Below are 17176 nucleotides of genomic sequence, written 5' to 3'. Positions count from 1 at the left end.
TAGTATATACCTTTCTAACATTAACTCGGACAAAAAAATGAGAGGTTGGATAGGTTTAGCCATCATAGGTGGCATTATTTATTACTTTGCAACAGAAACGAATAAGCTTGATGAGCCTATAGAATATGTGCAAACAATGTTTACTACTGCTGATAAAAAAGTGACTTCGATGACAGGCACAACAATTCAGCGGGTCGATCATAAAATTCCTATTATTAAAGAGAAAATTTATGAACGCTTGTCGACCATAGAAATTCGTGAACTTGATGGTGTGTTCATTGATAGCGACTCTATTACAGAGTTTAAAGAAGAGTATTGCTCAAGCTCAACGAGAAACCACCCGGTGTTTAGTCGGGATAACCTACGGTTCATTTGCGATCAGATATAGTTAACGCTTTTATGCTCGCTAGATTGACCTAGATATTAATACAGCATAGCCTTTGGATAATGGATTGAAAAAGGCTAACTTATAATGACACAACCGATTTCCGATATATTTGACCCAACACTTTGGGACTCTGTATGTGGCTTCCACTTCGAAGACATCACTTATCACCGCGCTAAAGATCAAGGCACAGTGCGCATTGCCATCAATCGCCCAGATTGCCTTAACTCATTCCGCCCAAAAACTGTAGATGAACTCTTTATCGCTTTAGACCACGCCAGACAATGGTCAGATGTCGGCTGTGTGCTTATCACTGGCAATGGACCATCAGCAAAAGGTCAATATTCTTTTTGCGCAGGTGGAGATCAACGTATTCGCGGTAAAGACGGTTATAAATATGAAGGCGCTGAAGAAGGTAAGCCCGATGTCGCCCGCATGGGCCGTCTGCATATTTTAGAAGTGCAGCGGTTAATTCGATTTATGCCTAAAGTGGTTATTGCGGTTGTGCCCGGTTGGGCTGTTGGCGGCGGTCATAGTTTACATGTGGTTTGCGATTTAACATTAGCATCTAAAGAGCATGCTATTTTCAAGCAGACCGACCCTGATGTAGGCAGTTTTGACTCAGGTTATGGCAGCGCTTATTTAGCTAAGATGATTGGCCAGAAGCGCGCCCGTGAAATTTTCTTCTTGGGGTTTAATTACTCGGCAGAAGAAGCGGTTGATATGGGCATGGTTAACCGTGCTATTCCACATGCTGAGCTAGAAATAGAAGCCTTAGCATGGGCGAAGGAAATTAACGCTAAATCCCCCACTGCAATGCGTATGCTTAAATACGGTTTTAACATGGCAGATGATGGCTTAGTTGGCCAACAACTGTTTGCCGGTGAAGCAACTCGTTTAGCTTACGGTACTGAAGAGGCCCAAGAAGGGCGCGATGCTTTTTTAGAAAAGCGCGATAAAGACTTTTCTAAATTTCCTTGGCATTATTAATTGTTTGACGATTCGATAAATCTTTAAAAAGAGAATTATAAGCCTGCTTTGTCTCAGCAGGCTTATTGATTTAAAAAATCGATTAACCCAACTAATAAATTTAGCTTCCAATCATAAATGATAATCACTATCATTTAAACAAATCAATTGGGGGTCTTATCATGAAAAAAACAATGACATTTGCTGTACTGCATTTCTCTGTCGCATTTACGGTTACCTACCTACTCACTGGCAGTATTGTCATTGGTGGCGCAGTTGCATTAATCGAACCAGCTGTGAACACAGTGGTATTTTATTTTCACGATAAAATTTGGAACCGTATTGAAGCAAAGAAGTTAGCTCAAGAACTTGAGCTAACGCCTATCCATTAATCAACATTAGTCACTTAGTATGGCAACCTATCTATGACAACCCAGCTAGACACTCTAGTAATAGCAATATAAGAGTGCGCACCTATGTTTCAGCACAACACTCATATAAAGACGGGTTTACGATGTTGGCTTCAATATTTGAACTGCTTGCCTGATCAAATTGGTTTTAGGCTATTTTAGCCTCCCTTCTACACCAGAGTGGCAAACGTAGAGGAAGTTCAACCGTTATAATCTAGAATCAATTAACACTAATAACTCATCAATGATCTTAACCATAACTGTTTTGGCTAATTCAGGCTGGCGCATTCTTATCGCATTATAAACAGCTGCGTGATCTTCCACATTAGCCCCATTAACCCCTTTCATCTGGTTGGTATAACGCAAGCTCACCTTTAATGCAGTACTAGTAAAACCGGTCATTTGAATAAAAAAGCGATTATTACTAGAGCATAGAATATTTGCATGAAATAAAATATCGGCCTCAAGTGGGTCTTCAAGCCCCAACTCGGCATCCTTCATTCGCTGTAACGCTATACCTAAATGCTCTATCTGCTCAGCAGTTGCGTTCTTGGCAGCCAATGCTGCTGCTTCTGGCTCTAATGCTAAACGCATTTGCGTAAACTCTTTTAATAATGATAAAGAGGGTTTACTGCTTAGTATCCAATGTAAGACATCAATATCAAACATATTCCATTGGCTTTCTGGCATCACTCTTATGCCCTGCTTTGGGCGAGAGGTAATCAAGCCTTTGGCCGACAACATCTTTACCGCTTCACGCGTTGAACTGCGGCTAACATCGTACTTAACACACAAATCAGCTTCTGAAGGCAACCCTTCTCCAATAGGATATTCCCCACTGACGATAGCAATACCAAGATCATGAGTAAGTTGATGGGTCAGATTTTGCCTAGGTATGCTTGCCATGCTGGTATGTCTTATTGATGTTTCACGAATACGTCACATCATACTATAAAGATCCTCTGCTTATTACTTAGTATGTGTAAATTCAGTCCAGAAAATTTGTTACCCATAAAAATGGCTAAAACGGGTGTTTTAGCCATTTTAATTACCCAAAGATCTTACAAGTTACCTATTTGTACGCCATTGCTATTAAAGTTAAATTGATTCACTTTACCGCATTGAGCGACATGATTACTTGAAGGGAATGGTGTGTTGGACTGACTGATATTGCTTTCCCATCCCTGGCCATTTTTGACGAACGCTTTAACCTCAAAGTATCCATTAACCGTTTTACTGCAATCCATATCCACATCTAACATCCAATAATGTTGTCCCCAGATGTTTAAAGGCTCTTCTCCGAAGCCATTATTAGCAACCGTTTGTTTAGCTCCCCAAGCTACTGGCCATAAATTGGTTGTCCAATCTAATGCAGAACCCGATGATTCAGGGCTTTGAGCAGCCTCAGGGCCATACCAATCTAGATAAGTATCGTTGGCTTTCCAAGGTGCTGTAGTGGTATTACGCAAGTTGTTATGTCTAATTGGAATGGCACATTCAAAATTGCTGCTGGTACAGGTTTTATATAGATTACTTGCCGCATAGGCGTGATCAATGCCACCACGCACAAACATATCCTGACCGCTTTGTGTTTGAGCTTGAATAAAAATAACCGTCCGCTTCCAATCAGGATTATTCACAGCATCACCTGTAATGAGCTTAGCACCTTGATGAATGGCAAACGCATCCCAAGCTCCAACATTAGCATTGATGGAGCCATTATTATTAACAACAATCGTTTCGCCGCTGCATGATCGCTTGTCTTGAGCAATTTTGCCTTTTAGCACGTTACAATAAGTCCCTGGCGCCATAGATGTCGCTAACGTTGCGGTTAAATTTGAGTTTTCTTTATTAATAGCCACAAAACCTGAACTACCACGACCAAAAGCAATTTTATTGTTGCCGTTGTCCCACCAGTTTGTGGCCGTCCAATTATCAGCGGTGTTATTTCGAAAACTCACCCCACCAGCAATATAGCCCCAACGATGCTCACACTTCCAGTTGTTGCCAAAACATTCTAAATTGCCATTGTTATGAACCCTAACGCCAGGCGCGCCAACATCGGTATTGCCATTGAATGCATAACTCGACATCACTTTTGGGTAACCGTAGGGATAAGCCAGCATAAACACATTGGCTAAGTCATATAAGCGCCCGTCTTCAAACGTGATCACATTACCCGCGCCGCCGTGACCACGTTGATTGTCGTGATTATCGACAAAAACAACTGCAGAACTGCTGGCCATAAAACCCCAGCCTTCACCAAAGTTCTTTAAAGATGCTAAATTGCCATTACGGAATGTATTGCCTAACTGGGTTGAGTATTTAAACTCAGTCACCAAGCCCACACTGGTATATTCACTGGCACTAATGGCTTCACCACCTTGATCAATCACTTCTTGAAAAACCAAAGGTGTGCCATTTACCTTTGACATCACACCTTGAATATCTTCAACGGCCATGTGTTTAGAGGCATCAAAGCGAAAGCCTGCGACACCTATATTAGTCAAATCATTCAAAAAACCCGCAATCGTGGTTTGAACATAATTAACACTGGTATTAAGATCAGTTAAACCAACAAGCTCACAGTTTTGAACCTCCCAACGGTTGTTGTAATCTTTAATCGCACATGTGTTATGAAAGTCCTGCGGGCTATATGCTGGGTAGCTTTTATTACCATAAGCACTGCCTGCGGTGCCTGTTCCACTGCCGCTAGCCATATGATTAATCACCGCATCAACATAGATATCTACATTAACCGCCTTACAGCGGCTAACCATATCAATAAACTGACCACGGTTACCTCCACGACTTTGTAGTACATAGCTTACTGGCTGATAACGAGTCCACCACTGGCTACCTTGAATATGTTCGTTCGGTGGTGATACTTGCACCGCGGCATAACCATTTGGCCCCAAAAATTGTTCACATTCTTGAGCAATATCTTGCCAATTCCATTCGAAAAGATGAACAAATGTAGTCGGTTGTGGGTTGGCAAATACTGATGATGACATACACAAAGATAAACCTGTTGCTATGGCTACCTTAGTTAACGCGCGATTAGGATTCATGTTTAAGGCCTTTATTATTAGATTTTTATTGGAGTTAACAATTTGTTAACCCAAATCAGTATCGCCTAATAATCGAACAAATAAACACCTTGGAATATTGAATACGTATGCATAACGACTAAAGTAGCGTCAGCTAATGGCTAAAGTAAGCACACAAAATCATAGCCAGAAGGCTAATTCAAGCGGCTGAATAATAGCAATTTTAAATCATAACAGAGGTTATTTAATCTAATGTTTTCTTAAATCGAGCTGCTGCAACGAACAAACCGACCACTGTAAAACAAGCAAGCCACAGGGTATCGCGCCATAGGTCGATTAAATCAGCTTCTCGTAATACAACACCTCGAATTAAACGCATAAAGTGAGTTGCCGGAAGCGCTTCTGATATCCATTGTGCCGTTTCTGGCATACCTTCATACGGAAACATAAAACCAGACAATAATATTGAAGGTAATAAGATAAAGATGGTCATTTGCATGGCTTGTAATTGATTTTTAGCCAAGGTAGAAATCATTAACCCCAATGATAAACTGGCTGAAATAAACAATAGGGTACCGAATAATATCTGTGCAACTGACCCATTGATAGGCACATCAAATATCCAATGGCCTAACCCCAAAATGATAAACACCTGTATTAAGCCAACAAATATATAAGGAACAATTTTGGCTATCATCAGCTCCATTGGGTTAATTGGAGTGGTAATCAGTAGCTCTAAGTTACCTCGTTCCCGTTCACGTACTATGGCGGTGCTGGTAAACAGGATCATCGTCATGGTCAATATAATCCCTAACAAACCCGGCACAATATTCACCGCAGAGCGTCGGCTCGGATTATAAAACAACACAACTTCAAAGGTTTTAACGGTCTTAGGGCGTATGTCGAAATCAAAATCGGTTAACGGCATAGACTGTAGCGCTAAAATAGCTGAACTGATCATGGTGTCTGAGCCATCAACTATCCATTGACCTAACACTCTATTTTGCACCATTCGCTGAGTTAAATCCTGCGGCAGTATTAGCGCTGCACGCACAACTCCCTGTTTAATGGCTTGATCAGCCTCTTCTGCGGTAGCAAAATGCCTAACAACGTTCACCACTTGAGTAACTTTAACAGACTCAGTTATCACCCGCCCCGCAGTACTCTGGCTTTGGTCGACAACTGCTATCGGTATTTGGCGAATGTCGGTATTAATGGCATAACCAAACAACAATAGCTGAATAAGCGGGATCATCACTACCATGCCAAAGGTAATCCGGTCCCTTGATAATTGACGGATCTCTTTCACCATTACCGCTTTTATTCGATAGAAAGACATCATTGGCGCCCCTCACCGGTAACACACACAAACACATCTTCTAAACTTGGACGAGCAAGATTCATTTCAGCTTGGGCAAGTTCAGGAAAAGTTGTTTTAAGCCATTGAATAGGATCGGCGATGTCTTGATAAATCAACACCCTTAAACGTACTCCTAGCTGCGCCGCTGATCGAACGGCTTTGGTTGCCAGTAGCTTTTTTTTCAAGGCACGTAACTGCGGACTGTTAACCTCGACAATATTAACGCCCATATCACGCATTAAAGCATCAGGTTCTCCGTCTGCACGAATAATACCAGATTCCATTACCGCCAAACGATGGCAACGTTCAGCTTCATCCATGTAATGGGTGGTGACTAAAATAGTGGTGCCTTGTGCTGATAACTCAAACAACTGCTCCCAAAACTCTCTTCTATTTTGCGGGTCAACCGCGGAAGTAGGTTCATCCAAAAAAAGTAACTCTGGGTTATGCATAGTGGCACACGCTAAAGATAAACGCTGACGCTGACCACCACTCATACCCGCGACCCTTTGTTGACGAATAGAATCTAACCCATAAGTCATTAGCTGCTCATTAATGCGTAGGCTTAACGCCTTACTGCCCATACCAAATATTTGCCCCATAAACTGCATGTTTTCTTGCACACTTAAATCATCATACAGGGAGAATTTTTGGGTCATGTAGCCAATTTTTAAGCGTAATGATTCTGCTTGCTTGGGCATGGATAAGCCCAATACGGTGATGTCACCCGATGTAGGGCTTAGCAAACCCGTTAGCACTCTTATCATGGTGGATTTACCGCAACCATTTGGGCCTAAAAAGCCGTAAATACAACCTTTAGGGACCCGTAAGGTGACGTTTTCGATAGCAGTGAAATCACCAAACTTTTTCACCACGTTGACTGCTTCAATAACGAATTCAGTCATGACTAATCTCCCGTTGAATTATTAATAATCAAGTCAACCTGGGTGGGGATACCCGAAGGAAATGTTGCCGCAGAGTCTTCTAAATCGACTTCAGCAAGGTACATTAATCGAGCGCGTTCATTCTCAGTCAAAGCGTAATAAGGGGTAAATGAGGCCTCATGGGACACCCAACGAACAGTGCCCACTAATGCTTGTTCAACACCGTCAACATGTACAGTCACTTTTAAGCCAGGAATAAAATGAATACGATACGGTGCAGGGACATATACCCTAGCGTAGGGCACGCTATTAGCCAACATCACTGCCACAACACTGTTTAGCGCCACTCGCTCACCTAAGTTATATGGCAAGTTATCTAGTATGCCATCGCGGGTGGCCACTATGGTTAACTCATCTAACTTCTGGGTTTGTAAAACAACTTCTGCTTGGCTAGCCGCTAATTCAGCTTTGGCTTGCTCGATGTCTTCAATACGCGATCCCGCGGTAAGCTTGCTAAACTCTTCCTTAGTCGAATTTAATGATGCCAGAGCTTTATCTCGACTGGCTAAAGCGGTGTCTAAATCAGATTGACTCACTAATTTACGGGCGATTAACTCTACCTGACGGCGATAATTTTTCTGTGCCTCAACAAACTGCGCATTAGCCTGAGCTACCTTAGCTTGTGCTGAGGCGATATCTTCAACCCGCTCGCCATTAGTCAGCTTTAGCAAAAAAAGCAGCCGCTTTGGCCTTTTTGGCTATCGCATTAGCCAGGATAGCTTGCTGGTTTTTAGCATCTAATCGCACCAACACTTGCCCAGCTTCAACGATACTGCCTTCAATAACAGGTAACTCGCGGATAATCTCGTTCGAGGTGGCGGTAAATGTCACCCTATCACGCTCTAGTGTGCCAATAGCTTGTTGCTGTGCTGGCGGTGAACAGGCTGATAACACTAATATGATCAATACACTGATGTTGATACTTTGCATATATCCCCCACAACCCGCACTAATATATATTTATGAAACAAAACATGACCTTTAATGTACGCGGTTTAAGTATTAAGTATATAGCTCCATTGGGAAATAATGATTGACCTATTCTAGAATAAACCAGCATAAATAGTTGCTGGTGCGGCTTTGTCATCGACAGGAAATCTAGTATTAGAAGCCATTATGATGGGTGAGAGTCATTGTTAGAATAAGTGATACTGGCAGCTTAAAATAAATATCACCAATAATTACTCCGCTAAATGTGATCGACCTTTATTCTAAAGCTTGTGAGCTTAACCATTATCCATACTTTGGATACTCGCAGACTCATCAGGGGACGGCAGGGCCTAATCCTTTAATTAAACGTAAAGAGGCTATTACTGTTGAGTCCCTTTTAACCGGTCCAGAATGGAACAATGCGATGTTACTTTCATCTTTTAAACCATTTTTGGCAGCACCACGACTTTATTATTATCAATAAAAAAGCGACGACTCTAAGAGTAAGAGTTAGTCGCTTTTATTTATTTGGTGGTTAGCACAATGTGCAACATCTACCACCAGCAATAATGTTACTTATTCAACAGTAACCGATTTTGCTAAGTTACGAGGTTGATCCACGTCAGTACCTTTAATCAATGCCACGTGATATGACAATAGCTGTAAAGGAATGGTGTAAATTAATGGCGCCATAAACTCATCACAATGAGGCACTGGAATCACCTTCATGGTGTCGTCTGATTCAAACTCAGCGTCTTTGTCAGCAAACACATACATTAAACCGCCACGGGCACGTACTTCTTCAACATTTGATTTAAGCTTTTCAAGCAGTTCGTTGTTTGGCGCAACCACGATAACCGGCATATCAGCATCAATAAGTGCTAATGGGCCGTGTTTTAATTCGCCTGAGGCATAAGCTTCTGCATGAATGTATGATATTTCTTTTAGTTTTAACGCACCTTCCATTGCGATTGGGTACTGATCGCCACGGCCTAAAAATAGTGCATGGTGCTTGTCGGCAAAATCTTCTGCAAGCTGAGCAATTGCATCGTCCAAACCTAATGCTTGCTCTACTTTAGCTGGCATTGATAACAGACTTTGGGTGATGTTAGCTTGCATCTCATCTGACATACCGTTGTAACGACCAATCACAGCGGTAAGCATTAATAAACCGGCTAATTGCACGGTAAATGCTTTGGTTGAGGCTACGCCAATTTCAGCACCGGCTTTCATCATGTAAGCCATGTCAGATTCACGTACTAACGATGAACCACCTGAGTTACATATAGTTAAGGTTGCTTTGTAGCCCATTTCTTTAGCAAGGCGCATTGCTGCTAACGTGTCGGCGGTTTCGCCCGACTGTGAAATAGTCACTAATAAGCTGTTTGGAAATAAATGTGATTTGCGGTAACGAAACTCTGAAGCAATTTCAACATTACATGACACACCGGCCCAATCTTCTAACCAGTAACGTGCTGCCATACCTGCATGGTAACTAGTACCACAGGCGATAATTTGTACGTGTTTAATGTCTTTTAAGAACTCTGCGGCGTTGTCACCAAAGGCGCTGTCTAGTACTTGTTTGTTGGCGATGCGACCTTCTATAGTGCGCGCTAAAGCCATTGGTTGCTCGTAAATTTCTTTTAGCATGTAGTGACGGTATTCACCTTTATCACCTGCATCATGGGTCACTTCTGACTCTTTAACTTCACGCTTAACGGCATCGCCATTTAAGTCATAAATATTCACTTCACGACGCGTGACCTCTGCAACATCACCTTCTTCTAAGAAAGCAAAATTACGCGTTACCGGCAGTAGTGCAAGCTGGTCTGATGCGACAAAGTTTTCACCTATGCCATAACCGATAACAAGGGGACTGCCACTACGAGCCACAACCATGCGTTCGCTGTCGCGACGGTCAATAACCACTGTACCGTATGCACCTTCTAGCTGCTTAACGGTTGCTTGTACCGCTGATAATAACGTATTAGCCGTTTTAAGTTCATGGTGCACTAAATGGCAGATAACCTCTGTGTCTGTGTCTGATGAAAACACATATCCTAGCTCTTTCAGTTTTACACGTAGCTTGTTGTGGTTTTCAATAATACCGTTGTGTACAACGGCAATATCACCTTCAGATAAATGTGGGTGGGCATTACGTTCACTGGGTTCACCGTGGGTTGCCCAACGGGTGTGCGCAATACCAGTGCCTCCCGCTAATGGGGATTCATCTAATGCTGATGATAGCTCTTGCACTTTACCTAAGCGACGGGTGCGGCTTAACTCGTCATTATGGATAACCGCAACACCTGCACTGTCATAACCGCGATATTCTAAACGGCGTAGACCTTCAACTAAAATTTCTGCTACATCTCTTTGCGCTACTGCGCCAACGATTCCACACATGATTATTTACCTATTGAGTAATTTAAAAATTAATTTGATTCGACATAGGACGCAAGTAACACTTTTACGCCCTGGTCTGTAATGGTTTGTAATGCCTCGGCTGAGATATGGTCATCGGTGACCAATACATTGATCTCGCTCCAAGGCAGTTCTAAATTTGGAATTCGGCGACCTATTTTTGATGATTCAAGCAAGACGATAACTTCACGAGACATTTCGGCCATCACTTTACTCAGCCCGGTTAGCTCATTAAACGTGGTGGTACCCCGCTCTAAATCTAAGCCGTCGGCACCGATAAATAGTTGGTCGAAGTTATATGAGCGTAAAACCTGTTCAGCTACCTGGCCCTGAAAAGACTCAGAATGCGGGTCCCAGGTACCACCGGTCATCAATAATGTCGGTTCGTTTTCAAGTTCGTGAATCGCATTGGCCAGCTGCAATGAGTTAGTCATTACCACTAAACCACGCAAGTTATTTAGCTGCTGCACAATACCTGTGGTAGTGCTACCACTATCAATAATAATTCGGTTGTGATCTTTAATCAGCGCGGCGGCGGTTTTAGCTATGGCCAGTTTATTGGGTGCTATTTTGGCACTAAACTGCTGAGTGACTTCGTCGGGCACTGCAATAGCGCCACCATAACGGCGTAGTAATAAGCCTGTTTTTTCTAAAGTAGCTAAATCCTTGCGAATGGTGACTTCCGATGTTTCAAAACGTAAAGACAACTCCTCAACACTGACTTCTCCTTGCTGATTAAGCAGGTTGATAATGCTGTGTCGACGTTGTTGGGTATTACGCTTATTCATAATGGGGTTTTCTTTCATTTAAGTTACGAAACGAAAGATATTTTAGCAGCAAATGAAACTTTATCTAGACTTGTTGAAAGATAAATAACAAAAAAGCAGCGATAATCGCTGCTTTTTTACGCTTTGGGCGTTAACTAATATTAAAACTTAGCTTCTACCGCTAGGTTAAAGTTACGACCTTGACCTATGGTAACCATATTATATTGGCCACCTTCGATGTAATCGGTATCGAACAGGTTTTTTATGTTCGCACGAAAGCTAACATCTTTGCCCATCATATCCAGAGTGTATGCTGCACCTAAATCAAAACGGATATAATCATCTTTAGTGATAGTGTTATTAACATCAGCAAAACGCTCACCGACATAGATTGCGCCAAAATTCATGGCAAAGCTCTCGGTCATTTCATAACGAGTCCAAATGTTGGCAGACCATTCAGGTGCATCGATAGGCGTATTACCTTCACGATTATCGCCAGTATGATACTTAGCATCTAAAAACATCATAGAGGAGGTCATAAACCAACTTTCACTTAATTGGCCTTGGGCACCCATTTCAAAACCACGATGTTTTTGCTCGCCACCTTGAGTGGTAATGTCAGTAAACTTACCCGTTGGTGTAGGTAATGTCTCGGTAATGGTGATGTTTTCTAATGTTATATCAAAAACAGCTGCCGTTAATAGCAAGCTATCATCAAATAACTCCCACTTAGTGCCCACTTCATATTGGATACCATATTCAGGCTTTAGATCTAACCCATTGTTAACGTCAGATTCATTATTTACCGCGCCCTGTGGGCTGAAGCTTTTTGAATAGTTAACATAGATACTGCCATTATCTGCAGGAGCGTAAATTGCACCAAACTTAGGTGATACGGCATAGCTATTTTCACCTAGACCGTCTTTCTTTTGCTCGTCATAACGCACGCCTGCAAGTAATTTCCATTGCTCATTCAAGGTCATTAAGTCTTGTAGATAAAAGCCGTAGTATTTGTAAGTGCTCGCTGCTCGCGCTGCAACATTGTTATAGTCATAATCAGGCACAGCAACTGGCTGACCAGGAATAACATTGACTAATTTTTTACCGCCATCACGGCGTTGTTGATAAAAGTAATCCAGGTAGTTAGCACCAATCAGCAACTGATGTTGTATACCTGCTAGATCAAATTCGCCAGTAAAGTCAGCATAAGCGGTTTTATGTTGCCAATCATCGTAGCGGTCAAATGGTTTGATGTTGTAACCATTAGCGGTAAATGGGTCTTCAACATACTGTGGAGCAGAATCAAAACGTTGACGATTAAACTGCTGCTCGTTATATCCCGTCTTCAATTTCCATGTGTCGTTGATATGCCAAGTTAAGTCTGCACCTAGATTTGATACCGTGTTGTCGGTAAATGCCCAAGGGGCATCCCATATAGTTTCGTTGTTACCAATAACATTATCTTGCTTGTCTAACCAGCCACCAGCATCTATACCCGCCTTATCTTGAGTATGGTCATATTTAAGTGACAACATAAGATCGTCGCTGAGGTCAAATTCGGTATTAATATAGCCTAACCAGCGATCGCGCTCCTGAGCTTCATCACTGGTAGAATACTCACGCCAATACTCAGTATCTTGCTTCACTAATACTGCGCGGTAGCGCATGGTCTGCGCTTCATTAAAACTGCCACCTGCATCTAATTGAAAACGAGTTGAACCGTTTTCATCGGTATCAAAACCTAGATCTAGCATGCTGTCGTAAGTTGGCTTTTTTGTCACCATGTTAACCAAGCCACCTGGGCCTGATTGACCATATAACATGCTTGAAGGGCCTTTTAATACTTCTACCTGCTGTAGCGTTTCAATAGGCTGCACATAGTGCGACCATTGCTGGTGGCCATTAATAAGGTAACCGTTACCTGAATCTAATTCAAAGCCACGGATACTAAACACTTGGCGATTCCAGCGAGTTGTTCCTGCTGTAACACTTGAGTCATTTACTAAAACTTCAGCTAAGTTAGTAGCAAGCTGTTCATCGGTAACAAAATCGGGGATAACATTAACAGATTGCGGGGTGTCCATTAAGTCAATATTGCCACGCATAGCACCTGATGCAGAGCCCACTTTGTAGTCGTTAAATGTCCGTCCAGTGACTTCCATACGTTCAATGTTTTTATGCGATGCGGCAGCTTGATCTGGAGAAACTTGCACTGAAGAAACTGATGTGGCTTGTTCTGCTTGAGCATCAAAGTGCACTGAATATGACAACAATCCCGTTGTAACGGCTATTGCTACTGCTGATAGTTTAGTTAACATTCATACCTCTATTTAGATGTTATACCGATTTAATGCAGGCATACTAAATGAGAATGATTGTTATTAGCTAAAATTTACAGAATATTTACTTTGTTTGTTGGAACTTACAAAAAAGCGATAAGTGCATCACACTTATCGCCAATAGAAGTAGTGAATGTAGAGTATTACTTCGACAATTTTACCGGGCGTTGCCATCCAGCAATATGACGCTGTTTCACACGGGTTATCACTAATTCACCCTCGCCAACATCTTTGGCTATAGTAGAGCCTGCACCTAAGGTGGCATTTTTACCTATGGTAACTGGAGCGATAAGTTGAGTATCACTGCCAACAAATACACCATCTTCTATAGTGGTAACAAACTTATTAACACCATCGTAGTTACAGGTAATAGTACCCGCACCAATATTTACCCCGGCACCTATTTGTGCATCACCTAAGTAACTTAAATGCCCTGCTTTAGACCCTTTACCGAGTACTGTTTTTTTCATTTCAACAAAGTTACCCACGTGGGCATCTTCTTTTAATTCTGCACCGGTACGTAAACGAGCAAATGGTCCGGCACTGGCTGATTTACCTAATTTAGCGCCTTCTATAATTGAGTAAGGCTTAATTTCAGCGTTATCGGCAATATCACAATCAATGAGAATAGCCCCGGCGCCGATAGTCACATTATTACCTAAAGTGACTTTACCTTGAATGATCACATTGACATCAATCATCACATCCATCCCAACGGTTACCTCTCCGCGGATATCAATACGAGCTGGATCACGCAAGTTAGCACCTTCAAGCATTAACTTTTCAGCCGCACGAGCTTGGTAAGCACGCTCTAATTGAGCCAGTTGCACTCGATTATTAGCCCCTTCGACTTCGATAGCAGATTCAGGTTGAGCAGTCGTAATAGCCACACCATCGGCATGTGCCATCGCTATAATATCAGTCAGGTAATATTCACCTTGGGCATTACTATTAGATAAACGACTTAACCAGGTTTTTAATTGCTTACCCGGTACAGCCATAATACCGGTATTCACTTCGGTAATTTTTAATTGCTCAGCGTTAGCATCTTTTTGCTCAATAATACCGACGACATTATCGTTGTGACGAACAATTCGGCCATATCCAGTTGGATTAACAAGGTTAACAGTCAGAATAGCTAAGCCATTATCTGCCCGGGCAGCTAATAATTTTTCTAAGGTTGATTGCTGAATCAAGGGTACATCGCCGTAAAGAATTAATACTGTATCGTCATCACTAATGTTTGAATTGGCTTGTGCTACAGCATGCCCTGTACCTAATTGTTCAGCTTGTAACACCCAATTTAAAGGTTGCTCACCCAATGTTTGCTTTAGTTTGTCTGCGCCATAGCCATATACAAGTTGAATAGCCTTGGAGCCTAAAGCGTTTGCCGTATCAATAACATGTTGAACCATGCTTTTATGGGCGATTGGGTGTAACACTTTAGGAAGATCTGAGCGCATACGCGTTCCTTTGCCTGCAGCTAAGATCACAACATTTAACGACATGATTAATTCCTTTAAAAGACTAAAAAGTATAATTGGCGCTATTTTAGCTGAATATAGCCTAAAATGGAAAATACTCACCACAGCCATCGACGATGAATAAACAATCTCAATAAAACAGCAGTAATAAAACAGCAGTAATAAAACAGCAGTAATAAAACAGCAGTAATAAAAAAGGCGACTCATAAATGAGTCGCCTTTTATCCAGCAAATAATCAACTTATCTGGTGATATTTCTTTTGATGGTTTCAACAACTTTCAATTGCGCTATCGATTTAGCTAATTCAATTGTTGCGGCTTCATAATTGAAGTCTACGCCGGCATTAGCAATTTTCTCTTCTGCACGACGTTTAGCTTCTAAAGCTGCTTGCTCATCAATATCATCGGCACGCAATCCAACATCAGCAAGAACAGAAATAGATGTTGGTTGAATTTCCAGGATACCACCTGAAAGATACAACACTTCTTCACTGCCATCTTGCTTGACTATGCGCGCCATGCCAGGTTTGATCTTTGTTAGCAAAGGAGCATGATTAGGCATAATACCTAATTCACCTTCAGCACCAGATACTTCAAAAAAAGTAACTTCGCCGTGGTATAAGCTTTTCTCTGCACTAACAATATCAAGTTTGACTGTCATGCCTGCCATTGAGCTCTCCTTAAAGAACTAAGCTTTACGGCCTAGTTATTTCTTCTTGTTCGCTTTTTCGATAGCTTCATCGATTGAGCCAACCATGTAGAACGCTTGCTCAGGGATGTGATCGAACTCACCATCCAAGATACCCTTAAAGCCACGAATAGTGTCTTTAAGAGAAACGTACTTACCAGGAGAACCGGTAAACACTTCTGCTACGAAGAAAGGTTGAGACAAGAAACGTTCAATCTTACGTGCTCTGAATACCATGGTTTTGTCATTATCTGACAACTCATCCATACCCAAAATAGCAATAATGTCTTTCAGCTCTTTATAACGCTGTAATACAGTTTGTACACCGCTTGCAACATCATAATGCTCTTGACCTACAACCTGTGGATCTAACTGACGTGAAGTCGAATCCAATGGGTCAACCGCTGGGTAAATACCTAGCGATGCAATATTACGAGACAATACAACAGTCGCATCTAAGTGAGCGAAGGTTGTTGCAGGTGACGGATCCGTTAAGTCATCCGCTGGTACATATACCGCTTGTACAGAAGTAATAGAGCCAGTTTTGGTTGAAGCGATACGTTCTTGAAGAACACCCATCTCTTCAGCCAGTGTTGGCTGATAACCTACTGCAGAAGGCATACGACCTAAAAGTGCAGATACTTCAGTACCCGCTAAGGTGTAACGGTAAATGTTGTCAACGAACAACAGTACGTCACGACCTTCGTCACGGAACTTTTCAGCGATACTCAGGCCTGTTAACGCTACGCGTAAACGGTTACCTGGAGGCTCGTTCATTTGACCGTAAACCATGGCTACTTTGTCTAATACGCCTGAATCTTCCATCTCGTAGTAGAAGTCGTTACCCTCACGAGTACGCTCACCAACACCAGCGAATACAGAAAGACCCGAGTGAGCTTTAGCGATGTTGTTAATCAGTTCCATCATGTTAACTGTTTTACCAACACCAGCACCACCGAACAGACCGACTTTACCACCTTTAGCGAAAGGACAAACAAGGTCGATAACCTTGATACCCGTCTCTAATAGCTCAGTTGAATTTGACTGATCTTCGTATGAAGGTGCTGCACGGTGAATTTCATAACGCTCTTCTTCACCAATTGGACCCGCTTCATCGATAGGCTCGCCCAATACGTTCATAATACGGCCAAGGGTCTTAACCCCTACCGGAACAGAAATTGGTGAACCTGAGTTTGCTACCTCTAAACCACGACGCAGACCATCAGAAGAACCCATAGCGATGGTACGAACAACACCACCACCTAGTTGTTGCTGAACTTCCAGCACCAAACCATTACATGGGCTTTCGCCTGTGATCTTCAGAGCGTCATATACTCGAGGTACAGAATCTTGTGGAAACTCTACGTCCACAACCGCGCCAATTACTTGGACAACAGTACCTGTGCTCATGATTAATCCTCTAAAC

At 42.2% G+C, this 17176-nt stretch carries 15 protein-coding genes; 3 read left to right on the top strand and 12 right to left on the bottom strand.

The genetic code is table 11. The features are described from left to right. Positions 1-37 precede the first annotated feature (37 nt). From ACRWP9_RS02410 to ACRWP9_RS02400, 3 genes are all read left to right on the top strand, one after another. The gene (locus ACRWP9_RS02410; protein WP_434927700.1) at positions 38-388 is read left to right on the top strand and encodes a hypothetical protein; all 351 of its coding nucleotides are present in this window, start codon (positions 38-40) and stop codon (positions 386-388) included. An 84-nt stretch (positions 389-472) separates the two neighbouring features. Continuing rightward, positions 473-1375, top strand: coding sequence for a 1,4-dihydroxy-2-naphthoyl-CoA synthase (locus tag ACRWP9_RS02405; RefSeq protein ID WP_434927699.1), 903 nt, complete (start codon positions 473-475; stop codon positions 1373-1375). Between the two features lie 161 nt (positions 1376-1536). Further along, positions 1537-1746, top strand: a complete 210-nt coding sequence (locus ACRWP9_RS02400; RefSeq protein ID WP_434927698.1) for a DUF2061 domain-containing protein — start codon at positions 1537-1539, stop codon at positions 1744-1746. A gap of 225 nt (positions 1747-1971) precedes the next feature. Here the strand turns inward: ACRWP9_RS02400 and ACRWP9_RS02395 are convergent, their stop codons facing one another. The 12 genes from ACRWP9_RS02395 to atpD form a co-directional block, all read right to left on the bottom strand. Continuing rightward, entirely contained in the window at positions 1972-2670 is a 699-nt protein-coding gene (locus ACRWP9_RS02395; protein WP_434927697.1) for a FadR/GntR family transcriptional regulator, read from the bottom strand. A 155-nt stretch (positions 2671-2825) separates the two neighbouring features. Further along, positions 2826-4835: an alpha-amylase gene (locus ACRWP9_RS02390; RefSeq protein WP_434927696.1), complete on the bottom strand. Its 2010-nt coding sequence runs from the start codon at positions 4833-4835 to the stop codon at positions 2826-2828. Between the two features lie 223 nt (positions 4836-5058). Beyond that, positions 5059-6156, bottom strand: a complete 1098-nt coding sequence (locus ACRWP9_RS02385) for an ABC transporter permease (RefSeq protein WP_434927695.1) — start codon at positions 6154-6156, stop codon at positions 5059-5061. Next, positions 6153-7079 (bottom strand): ABC transporter ATP-binding protein, encoded by a 927-nt coding sequence (locus ACRWP9_RS02380; RefSeq protein ID WP_434927694.1) that lies wholly within the window; start codon positions 7077-7079, stop codon positions 6153-6155. Before ACRWP9_RS02380 ends, ACRWP9_RS02385 begins: the two co-directional genes overlap by 4 nt. Positions 7080-7081: 2 nt before the next feature. Next, on the bottom strand, positions 7082-7789 hold the full coding sequence (locus ACRWP9_RS02375) for an HlyD family efflux transporter periplasmic adaptor subunit (protein WP_434927693.1): 708 nt from the start codon (positions 7787-7789) through the stop codon (positions 7082-7084). After that, on the bottom strand, positions 7773-8048 hold the full coding sequence (locus ACRWP9_RS02370; protein WP_434927692.1) for a hypothetical protein: 276 nt from the start codon (positions 8046-8048) through the stop codon (positions 7773-7775). Before ACRWP9_RS02370 ends, ACRWP9_RS02375 begins: the two co-directional genes overlap by 17 nt. A 576-nt stretch (positions 8049-8624) precedes the next feature. Then, positions 8625-10454 (bottom strand): glutamine--fructose-6-phosphate transaminase (isomerizing), encoded by a 1830-nt coding sequence (gene glmS / locus ACRWP9_RS02365; RefSeq protein WP_226412208.1) that lies wholly within the window; start codon positions 10452-10454, stop codon positions 8625-8627. A 29-nt stretch (positions 10455-10483) separates the two neighbouring features. Beyond that, positions 10484-11260, bottom strand: coding sequence for a DeoR/GlpR family DNA-binding transcription regulator (locus tag ACRWP9_RS02360; protein WP_434927691.1), 777 nt, complete (start codon positions 11258-11260; stop codon positions 10484-10486). Positions 11261-11400: 140 nt separating this feature from the next. After that, positions 11401-13557 (bottom strand): TonB-dependent receptor, encoded by a 2157-nt coding sequence (locus ACRWP9_RS02355; protein WP_434927690.1) that lies wholly within the window; start codon positions 13555-13557, stop codon positions 11401-11403. A 164-nt stretch (positions 13558-13721) separates the two neighbouring features. Further along, positions 13722-15086, bottom strand: a complete 1365-nt coding sequence (gene glmU, locus ACRWP9_RS02350; RefSeq protein WP_434927689.1) for a bifunctional UDP-N-acetylglucosamine diphosphorylase/glucosamine-1-phosphate N-acetyltransferase GlmU — start codon at positions 15084-15086, stop codon at positions 13722-13724. A gap of 217 nt (positions 15087-15303) precedes the next feature. Further along, positions 15304-15732, bottom strand: a complete 429-nt coding sequence (locus ACRWP9_RS02345; protein WP_226412216.1) for a F0F1 ATP synthase subunit epsilon — start codon at positions 15730-15732, stop codon at positions 15304-15306. Between the two features lie 36 nt (positions 15733-15768). Continuing rightward, the gene (gene atpD / locus ACRWP9_RS02340) at positions 15769-17160 is read right to left on the bottom strand and encodes a F0F1 ATP synthase subunit beta (RefSeq protein WP_434927688.1); all 1392 of its coding nucleotides are present in this window, start codon (positions 17158-17160) and stop codon (positions 15769-15771) included. Positions 17161-17176: the final 16 nt, after the last annotated feature.

Origin of the sequence: Shewanella sp. HL-SH2 (assembly GCF_051164935.1) — a bacterium.
In the GTDB taxonomy this organism is placed as follows: domain Bacteria; phylum Pseudomonadota; class Gammaproteobacteria; order Enterobacterales; family Shewanellaceae; genus Shewanella; species Shewanella glacialimarina.
The sequence above is the reverse complement of the archived record's forward strand: the minus strand, read 5'-3'. Positions and strand labels throughout refer to the sequence as shown.

What these genes read in the sequence shown, in the direction of transcription:
- ACRWP9_RS02410 (WP_434927700.1), top strand. Translation starts at nt 38, where the DNA reads ATGAGAGGTTGGATAGGTTTAGCCATCATAGGTGGCATTATTTATTAC.
- ACRWP9_RS02405 (WP_434927699.1), top strand. Translation starts at nt 473, where the DNA reads ATGACACAACCGATTTCCGATATATTTGACCCAACACTTTGGGACTCT.
- ACRWP9_RS02400 (WP_434927698.1), top strand. Translation starts at nt 1,537, where the DNA reads ATGAAAAAAACAATGACATTTGCTGTACTGCATTTCTCTGTCGCATTT.
- ACRWP9_RS02395 (WP_434927697.1), bottom strand. Translation starts at nt 2,670, where the DNA reads ATGGCAAGCATACCTAGGCAAAATCTGACCCATCAACTTACTCATGAT.
- ACRWP9_RS02390 (WP_434927696.1), bottom strand. Translation starts at nt 4,835, where the DNA reads ATGAATCCTAATCGCGCGTTAACTAAGGTAGCCATAGCAACAGGTTTA.
- ACRWP9_RS02385 (WP_434927695.1), bottom strand. Translation starts at nt 6,156, where the DNA reads ATGATGTCTTTCTATCGAATAAAAGCGGTAATGGTGAAAGAGATCCGT.
- ACRWP9_RS02380 (WP_434927694.1), bottom strand. Translation starts at nt 7,079, where the DNA reads ATGACTGAATTCGTTATTGAAGCAGTCAACGTGGTGAAAAAGTTTGGT.
- ACRWP9_RS02370 (WP_434927692.1), bottom strand. Translation starts at nt 8,048, where the DNA reads ATGCAAAGTATCAACATCAGTGTATTGATCATATTAGTGTTATCAGCC.
- glmS (WP_226412208.1), bottom strand. Translation starts at nt 10,454, where the DNA reads ATGTGTGGAATCGTTGGCGCAGTAGCGCAAAGAGATGTAGCAGAAATT.
- ACRWP9_RS02360 (WP_434927691.1), bottom strand. Translation starts at nt 11,260, where the DNA reads ATGAATAAGCGTAATACCCAACAACGTCGACACAGCATTATCAACCTG.
- ACRWP9_RS02355 (WP_434927690.1), bottom strand. Translation starts at nt 13,557, where the DNA reads ATGTTAACTAAACTATCAGCAGTAGCAATAGCCGTTACAACGGGATTG.
- glmU (WP_434927689.1), bottom strand. Translation starts at nt 15,086, where the DNA reads ATGTCGTTAAATGTTGTGATCTTAGCTGCAGGCAAAGGAACGCGTATG.
- ACRWP9_RS02345 (WP_226412216.1), bottom strand. Translation starts at nt 15,732, where the DNA reads ATGGCAGGCATGACAGTCAAACTTGATATTGTTAGTGCAGAGAAAAGC.
- atpD (WP_434927688.1), bottom strand. Translation starts at nt 17,160, where the DNA reads ATGAGCACAGGTACTGTTGTCCAAGTAATTGGCGCGGTTGTGGACGTA.